The sequence below is a fragment of the Eubacterium sp. AF15-50 genome, assembly GCF_934835595.1.
GTDB classification, from domain to species: Bacteria; Bacillota; Clostridia; order Lachnospirales; family Lachnospiraceae; genus Eubacterium_G; species Eubacterium_G segne.
Genome location: NZ_CAKVZL010000092.1, coordinates 1 through 8,527, shown reverse-complemented (window position 1 = coordinate 8,527; position 8,527 = coordinate 1). Strand labels below are relative to the sequence as shown.

Below are 8,527 nucleotides of genomic sequence, written 5' to 3'. Positions count from 1 at the left end.
GTACATAAAAGCTGCACCTATGGGAGATCCTATAGAATATAAGATTTGGGGATATGAACTGACACTTAGAAAGGATGATGCTAAGTGTATAGATATTGAATTACAGGAAAATAAGGAAAAGAAAAAGGAAAGCAGTGATGTAAAGTATAATTCAACGGAGCATCCCCACATAGGTGAGTCGGGTATATATCATGTTAAGCAAAGAGGGGAAAAAATCGAAAAGGGACAGTTGATTACTTTTGGATTGGCAGGAAATCAAAATTGTGGCAAAACAACATTGTTCAATCAGCTGACTGGCTCAAATCAGCATGTGGGAAATTTCCCAGGGGTAACGGTTGACCGGAAAGACGGTCAGATAAGAAAACAGGAAAATACCATGGTGGTGGATTTGCCGGGAATATATTCCATGTCACCTTATACCAGCGAGGAAATTGTATCAAGGCAGTTTTTCTTAGATGACAGACCAAGAGGTATTATAAATATTGTAGATGCTACGAATATTGAAAGAAATCTTTATCTTACAATGCAGCTTATTGAACTGGACATTCCTATGGTTTTGGCATTAAACATGATGGATGAGGTTACAGCCAACGGCGGCTCAGTAGATGTTAATATGTTAGAGGAATCCCTAGGCATTCCCGTGGTGCCTATATCAGCAGCTAAAAACGAAGGGGTAGACGAACTTATTGAGCATGCTATGCATGTGGCAGTATATCGTGAGCGTCCCGGAAGAATGGATTTTTGCGATGCAAATGGAGAAGATGGTGGAGCAATTCACAGATGTATACATTCCATTATGCATTTAATAGATGATCATGCCCATAATAATAAAGTCCCAATCAGATTTGCAGCAGGCAAGCTTATTGAAGGGGATGAGGATGTTATAGCAAGACTTCATCTTGAAGAAAATGAAAAAGAAATGATAGAACATATTATTCTTCAGATGGAAAAGGAAAGCGGCATGGACAGAGAAGCAGCTTTGGCAAAAATGCGTTTTACATTTATTGATAAAATATGTAAAACGGCAGTGGTAAGGCCACAGGAAAGCAGGGAAAGAGCAAGAAGTCGTAAAATTGACAAGTTGCTTACAGGAAAATATACGGCGATTCCTTCTTTTATTGTAATAATGTCTCTGATTTTCTATCTGACTTTTGGAGTAATAGGTCTTTATCTTCAAAACCTTATGGATATGGGAATCAGTGCCCTAAGCAGTCTGTGCGAAAATGCAATGATTACATTTAAAGTAAATGAAGTAATACGGTCGTTAATTATTGATGGTATATTTGTAGGGGTAGGCAGTGTTCTTAGCTTTTTGCCCATAATAGTTGTATTGTTCTTTTTCCTGTCATTATTAGAAGACAGTGGATACATGGCAAGAATTGCATTTGTAATGGACAAGATATTTAGAAAATTGGGCCTTTCCGGTAGAAGCTTTGTACCTATGATTATAGGATTCGGATGTTCAGTGCCGGCCATTATGGCAACAAGAACATTACCATCAGAGCGTGACAGAAAGATGACCATAATGCTTACCCCTTTTATGAGCTGCTCAGCAAAAATACCTATTTATGCATTTTTCTCAGCAGCATTTTTCCCGGATAAGGCTGCGTTGGTTATGATAGGTTTGTATTTTACGGGAATAATAATAGCAATTATATATGCCCTGATACTTGACCGCACTAAGTTTAAGGGAGAACCGGTTCCTTTTGTTATGGAGCTACCTAATTACAGAATGCCGGGAGCTAAAAGTGTGTTAAGACTTATGTGGGACAAGGCAAAGGACTTTTTAACCAAAGCTTTTACAATAATCTTTTTAGCGTCACTTGTTATATGGTTTTTACAGACCTTTGATTTACATTTCAATATAGTAAAGGATGCAGAAGACAGTATTCTGGCAATGATAGGTGGAATTGTGGCACCTATATTTAAACCATTGGGATTTGGTGACTGGCGTGCATCTACAGCCCTGATAACGGGATTTACCGCAAAGGAAAGTGTTGTAAGCACACTTACGGTATTGTTGGGAACAAAGGCTCTTAGCACAATGTTTACTACTAAAAGTGCCATAGTATTTTTGATATTTACCCTTTTGTACACACCTTGTGTTGCAGCAATATCATCAGTAAAGCGGGAACTGGGTAGAAATTGGGCAGTGATAGTAGTTTTATTACAATGCAGTATAGCATGGATAGTAGCGTTTGGTGCCAAATTGATTTTGACATTAATATAAATGACTTTTTGTAAGGAGGCAATAAATTTATGAAACGAGACAGCGTATGGGGAAAGTATAATGGAGTTGACATTGAAAATCTTGAAAAACTAAACAAGAGATATATTGATTTTCTGTCTCAGTGTAAGACAGAAAGAGAATGTGCTGCAAGGTCAGTGGAAATGGCAAAGGCAAAGGGATACAAATCCATTGAGGATGTAATAAAAGAAGGAAAGCCTCTTAAGGCAGGTGATAAAATATACGGTCTTTATATGAACAAGGCAGTAGCATTATTTAACATAGGAAAACAGCCGTTGGAAAAAGGTATGAATATTTTAGGTGCTCACATTGATTCTCCAAGAATGGACATTAAGCAGAATCCGTTATATGAAAAAGAGGATATGGCATATTTTGATACACATTACTATGGCGGAATTAAAAAATATCAGTGGGTTACTCTTCCTCTTGCAATACACGGTGTTGTAGTGAAGAAGGATGGCACCTCAGTTAATGTAAATATAGGTGAAAAAGATACTGACCCGGTATTTTGTGTTACTGACTTACTGATTCATTTAGCATCTAAGCAAATGGACAAAAAAGCCGCAACTGTAGTTGAAGGAGAAAATTTAGATATTTTAGTAGGAAGTATTCCTGTAAACGAAAATGAAAAGAAAAGCGTAAAGGCAGGAGTTTTGAAAATATTAAAAGATAAGTACGGAATGGATGAGGAAGATTTCTTCTCAGCAGAGCTGGAGGTGGTTCCGGCAGGACCGGCAAGAGAAATGGGATTTGACGGAAGCATGGTTATGTCATATGGTCAGGATGACAGAGTTTGTGCTTATACTTCATTAGAAGCTATTCTTGATAGTAATGTCAATGAAAGAACATCCTGTTGCCTTTTGGTTGATAAAGAGGAAATCGGAAGCGTAGGAGCAACAGGTATGCAGTCACGTTTCTTTGAAAACATGGTAGCCGAATTAATTAATTTAAACGGAAACTACAGTGAATTAATTCTTAAGAGATGCCTTAAAAACAGTAAAATGCTCTCATCTGACGTAAACGCAGCTTATGATCCGTTATATGCAGATGTATTTTCAGAGCAAAGCACATCTTATATTGGAAAAGGTGTTGTGTTTAACAAATTTACCGGCTCAAGAGGAAAGTCAGGCTCTAATGATGCCAACGCAGAATACTTAGCAGAAATAAGAAAGGTTATGGATGACAATAAGGTTTATTTCCAAATGTCAGAGTTAGGAAAGGTTGATGCCGGCGGTGGCGGAACCATTGCATACATTATGTCATTATACGGAATGGAAGTAATTGACTGTGGTGTGCCGGTGCTTAGCATGCATGCACCTTGGGAGGTTACAAGCAAAGCTGATGTTTATGAGGCTTTCAAGTGCTATAAGGCATTTTTAAGAATGAAATAGAAAGAAAAGCGTTGCCATGCGCATTATGCTGTGCATAATGCTTATACCGTGCTGTCGCGCTATACAGATACACAAAAAAGGTCTGCCTGTGAGCAAGCTCCCGGCAGACCTTTTTTGTGTATCTGTGCAACGCTTGTAGGAACGCACAAATTTGTATTTGACACTTGGTGTTTACTATTATATAATCAAGATTAATGGCGTTGACGGAGAGAAGTAGCTTTAATTATCGCTAACAGAGAGCAGGTGTTGGTGGAAGTCCTGTAGAATGAATTAATGTGAATAACACTCCTAAGCTGCAACCTGAACGTTTAATAATCAGTAGGGAAGCCGTTGTCGAGCGATAATCGATGGGTTGCAAGACCATGAGTGGCTGCATAAGCAGTAAATCAGGTGGTACCGCGGACATATTAAGTAATTAGTGAGTTCGTCCTGGATTAATTTTTCAGGATGGGCTCTTTTTATATTTAATAGGAAATTCTATTATTTTAACCATACCGTAATTTATAATATTGGAGGAAGTGTAATGGATATTAACACAAATAACATTTATCGTGATGTAACAATGGATTCATTGTCAGAAGCTAATGTTGGACAAAATGTAAAGATTGCAGGCTGGATTGAAAACATTCGTGACCACGGTGGAGTATCATTTATTGATTTAAGAGATATGTATGGAGTTATGCAGGTAGTTATGCGTGACACATCATTACTTGAGGGATTAAGTAAGGAAGACTGTATTTCAGTAGAGGGACCTATTGAGCACAGAGATGAAGAAACATATAACCCTAAGATTCCTACAGGAACTATTGAATTAGAGGCAAAAAAGGTTGAAGTTTTAGGGAAGGTTTACAAGCAGTTACCTTTTGAAATTATTACATCAAAGGAAACCCGTGAAGATGTGAGACTTAAATATCGTTACCTTGATTTAAGAAATCCAAAGGTTAAGGATAATATGATTTTCCGTTCAAAGGTTATTTCATACCTTAGACAGAAAATGGTAGATATGGGATTTTTGGAAATCCAGACACCTATTCTTTGTGCATCATCTCCGGAAGGTGCAAGAGATTATATTGTGCCATCAAGAAAGTTTAAGGGAAAATTCTATGCGCTTCCACAGGCACCACAGCAGTATAAACAGTTACTTATGGTGTCAGGATTTGATAAGTATTTCCAGATTGCCCCTTGCTTTAGAGATGAAGATGCAAGAGCAGACAGATCACCGGGAGAATTTTACCAGTTAGACTTTGAAATGAGTTTTGCCACACAGGAAGATGTATTTAGAGTTGGCGAGGAAGTTTTAGCTGACACATTTAATAAATTTGCACCTGAAGGATACGAGGTTACACAGGCTCCGTTCCCTATTATAAGCTATAAGGAATCAATGCTTAAATACGGAACAGATAAGCCGGACCTTAGAAATCCGTTAGAAATAATTGACGTAACAGATTTCTTCCAGAGATGTACATTTAAACCGTTCCACGGAAAGACTGTAAGAGCAATTGTAATTAACCAGAAGTTGTCAAAGGGACAGCACGAAAAATTACTTAAGTTTGCTCAGAGCATTGGAATGGGTGGTCTTGGTTACCTGGAAGTTTTAGAAGATGGAAGCTATAAGGGACCAATTGATAAGTTTATTCCTGAAGATATGAAGGAAGAAATAAGGGAAATGGCATCATTAAAGGCATTAGACACTATTTTCTTCATTGCTGATAATGAGAAGAATGCTTCACTTTATGCAGGACAGATTAGAACAGCTCTTGGTGAGAGACTTGATTTAATTGATAAAAAGTCATACAAGTTCTGTTATATTAACGACTTCCCTATGTATGAATATGATACGGAAGCTAAAAAGATGATATTTACACATAATCCGTTCTCTATGCCACAGGGTGGACTTGAAGCATTAGAAACAAAGAATCCGGAGGATATTTTGGCATATCAGTACGATATCGTATGTAACGGTGTTGAATTATCAAGTGGTGCAGTAAGAAACCATGATATGAGGATTATGGTTAAGGCATTTGAAATTGCAGGATATACAGAAGATGACCTTAAGGAGAAATTTGGAGCCTTGTACAATGCATTCCAGTTTGGTGCACCACCACATGCAGGTATGGCTCCGGGAGTTGACCGTATGATTATGTTACTTCGTGAAGAAGAAAATATTAGAGAAATTATTCCATTCCCTATGAACGGAAATGCACAGGATTTAATGTGCGGTGCACCGGGAGAGGTAACAGAGCAGCAGCTTAGAGAGGTTCACATTAAGGTTAGAGCATAAGGAGGAGATTTATGTCTAAAATGGCGGTTGCACCTATTTTAGGAGTAATAGCAATTGCATTAATAGCGATTATTGTAGCAGTAATTGCAATTGTCGTTAATCACAGTAATAAAGATTGATAAAATATTGTCTGCCGGATTTATTAGTCCGGCAGATATTATGTAGAAAAGTGAAGGTGAGATAGATATGTATAAAACAGTAGTTTTTGATTTGGATGGAACACTTTTAAATACTCTTGAAGATTTAACAGATGCAGTTCTTTATATTCAGAAGAAATTTGATTTCCCTCTTCATAATATTGAATTGGTGAGACAACATGTGGGAAATGGAATAAGAAAGCTGATTATACGTTCTATTCCTGATGGAGAGGACAATCCAAGGTTTGAAGAGGTTTATCAGGAGTTTCTGGATTATTATCAGAAGAACTGTCAGGTAAAAACCAGAGCCTATGATGGAATAATGGAACTTTTAAAGGAACTTCATGAAAGCAACATAAAAATGGCAATTGTGTCAAATAAGGCTCATGGAGCAGTTGATGAATTAAATGAAATTTATTTCAAGGATTATATAAAGGTTGCCATAGGGGAAAACGAGGCGGCAGGAATTAAGAAAAAGCCGGCACCAGACAGTGTTTTCCATGCATTAAAGCTTCTTGGAAGTAAAAAAGAGGAAGCGGTTTACGTGGGAGATTCAGAAGTAGACAGGGCAACAGCAGAAAATGCAGGTATGGATTGTGTGTTATGTAGCTGGGGCTTTAGGGAAAGAGAACTTCTTGAAGGTCTTAAACCAATAGCTATAATAGATGAGCCAAAGGACCTGCTTAAAATAATTAAATAACAAAAAGCCTGTAGAGTTATTCAAAAGATATATGATATATGATATTATATACACAAATTCATTATTACATAAGAGTGGGTTTGTGTATTTTTATGTAGATTGATTGAGAGAAAATTTAAGGAGGGAAAAAAGAATGCAAAGAAGGAGAGTTTTGTCAATTTTGCTCGTGGTTATGCTGATAGTCACAATTATTTATCCAATGAATAAAAATGTTCAGATAAGAGCAAATGATAATGGAGCGAAAACACATATATTATCTAACCCGACGAAGGATACCACAGGAAATACCATTTGGGACTGCGTTTATTTTGGAAACTATTATCAGAATGATGTAGAAGGAAAATACAAAGAACCGATTAAATGGAGAGTACTCAAGGTAGATGGGAATGATGCATTTCTTTTGGCAGACAAAGGATTAGATGTGAAACCATGGCATGAGTCAGGGGATGGTGTTGATTGGGAGACATGTACTCTTAGGAGCTGGCTTAATGGTTATAAAAGCAGTATGAATAAAAATGGGATAGATTATTCAAATGACAATTTTATGGATACAGCTTTCACAGCAGAAGAACAGCAGGCAATTAATACAACATTAGTATCAAACGCTCAGGATCCGTTTTTGGATTCACCGAAGGTCAATGATACATACGATCAGGTTTATTGTTTGGCATATAAGGAAGCGTTAAATACGGAATATGGCTTTTCAGGAGAGTATAATGCAGACCCTACAAGAGCGCTTGTTGTTACTCCATATGCAAATGCCAAATTGGATTGGGAAACATATCCGTGGCTGATGCCGGGGTGGTGGCTTAGAACAATGGGAGATGATACCTATCGTGATGTCAACACTTATAAGGGAAAATATGCGGCATATGTATTTCAGTCCGGTTTTGTTTATCCGAATGGTTCATCAGTAAATGATACATTTACGACAGTACGTCCAGTACTGCATTTAAATACACAAAATACTGATGTTTATTCCTATGCAGGAAAGGTAAGTAGTGATGGAACAGAATCAGATGTTCCGACAACACAGGAAGTAACAACGCCAAATGAAACAACAACACAGGAAGGAATCGAGACATCTCCTGAAGCAACCACAACACCAAATATAGAAACAACAAAGGAATCGACAACACCGGAAAATCTTCCTCTTACACCGGGACAGGCAGATGCAAATCTTTGGTTTGAAATTGGTGGATATACATATTATTGCGGTCCGTGGAATGGGTCTACGGTACAGCTGGGGGCAGACCCTGAGGATCCGGATCATGTTCAGATGCAACAGCTGACAAGTAACTGGGGAAGTGCCTGGGGATTGCAGCTCAAGAAAACAGTAACCGGATTGGTGCCGGGTAAAATATATACAATATCGATCGATATGTATTCACCATCAGAAGACGGTTCTTATAAAATTACAAACGATCTGAATGAAAGTGAACCAAGAAAATTAGTGATTGGCACAACAACTCTTTCCACAGAACTTATGGCAGATGGAGATGGAACAATTGAATTTATGGTAGGAGCCGGATTAGTCGGAACTTCAGTTGTTCTTGATTTTTCTAATGTAGTTGTAAAAGATGAAGATGGAAATATCGTATATCCAAAAGCAGAAGAGCAGACAACGAAAATGGAAGAAAACACAACGGTTGCACCTACTACAGTAGCCCCAACAACGGTAGCTCCTACTACAGAGGCACCAACAGAAGCACCTACACAGGCACCGACAGAGGAACCTACTACAGCTGATCCTAAGACTATTACAATCAG

At 37.9% G+C, this 8,527-nt stretch carries 5 protein-coding genes and 1 other annotated feature; all 5 genes read left to right on the top strand.

What is annotated here, in order from left to right; translation table 11 throughout:
- Positions 1-4: 4 nt before the first annotated feature.
- On the top strand, positions 5-2,230 hold the full coding sequence (gene feoB / locus Q5O73_RS09130) for a ferrous iron transport protein B (protein ID WP_368076758.1): 2,226 nt from the start codon (positions 5-7) through the stop codon (positions 2,228-2,230).
- A gap of 29 nt (positions 2,231-2,259) precedes the next feature.
- A complete protein-coding gene (locus tag Q5O73_RS09125; RefSeq protein ID WP_302669530.1) occupies positions 2,260-3,639 on the top strand; it encodes an aminopeptidase in 1,380 nt (459 codons plus the stop codon).
- A gap of 191 nt (positions 3,640-3,830) precedes the next feature.
- Positions 3,831-4,074 (top strand) — a binding site (T-box leader).
- An 88-nt stretch (positions 4,075-4,162) separates the two neighbouring features.
- Complete coding sequence (gene aspS, locus Q5O73_RS09120; RefSeq protein ID WP_207721385.1) at positions 4,163-5,920, top strand: aspartate--tRNA ligase; 1,758 nt, start codon at positions 4,163-4,165, stop codon at positions 5,918-5,920.
- A gap of 186 nt (positions 5,921-6,106) precedes the next feature.
- Positions 6,107-6,757 carry an HAD family hydrolase gene (locus Q5O73_RS09115; RefSeq protein ID WP_021953742.1) on the top strand — a complete coding sequence of 217 codons (651 nt, stop codon included), beginning with the start codon at positions 6,107-6,109 and terminating at the stop codon, positions 6,755-6,757.
- A 133-nt stretch (positions 6,758-6,890) separates the two neighbouring features.
- Positions 6,891-8,527 (top strand): DUF6273 domain-containing protein (locus Q5O73_RS09110; protein ID WP_302669529.1); only part of this gene is annotated, 1,637 nt, incomplete at its 3' end.

What these genes read in the sequence shown, in the direction of transcription:
- Q5O73_RS09115 (WP_021953742.1), top strand. Translation starts at nt 6,107, where the DNA reads ATGTATAAAACAGTAGTTTTTGATTTGGATGGAACACTTTTAAATACT.
- Q5O73_RS09125 (WP_302669530.1), top strand. Translation starts at nt 2,260, where the DNA reads ATGAAACGAGACAGCGTATGGGGAAAGTATAATGGAGTTGACATTGAA.
- aspS (WP_207721385.1), top strand. Translation starts at nt 4,163, where the DNA reads ATGGATATTAACACAAATAACATTTATCGTGATGTAACAATGGATTCA.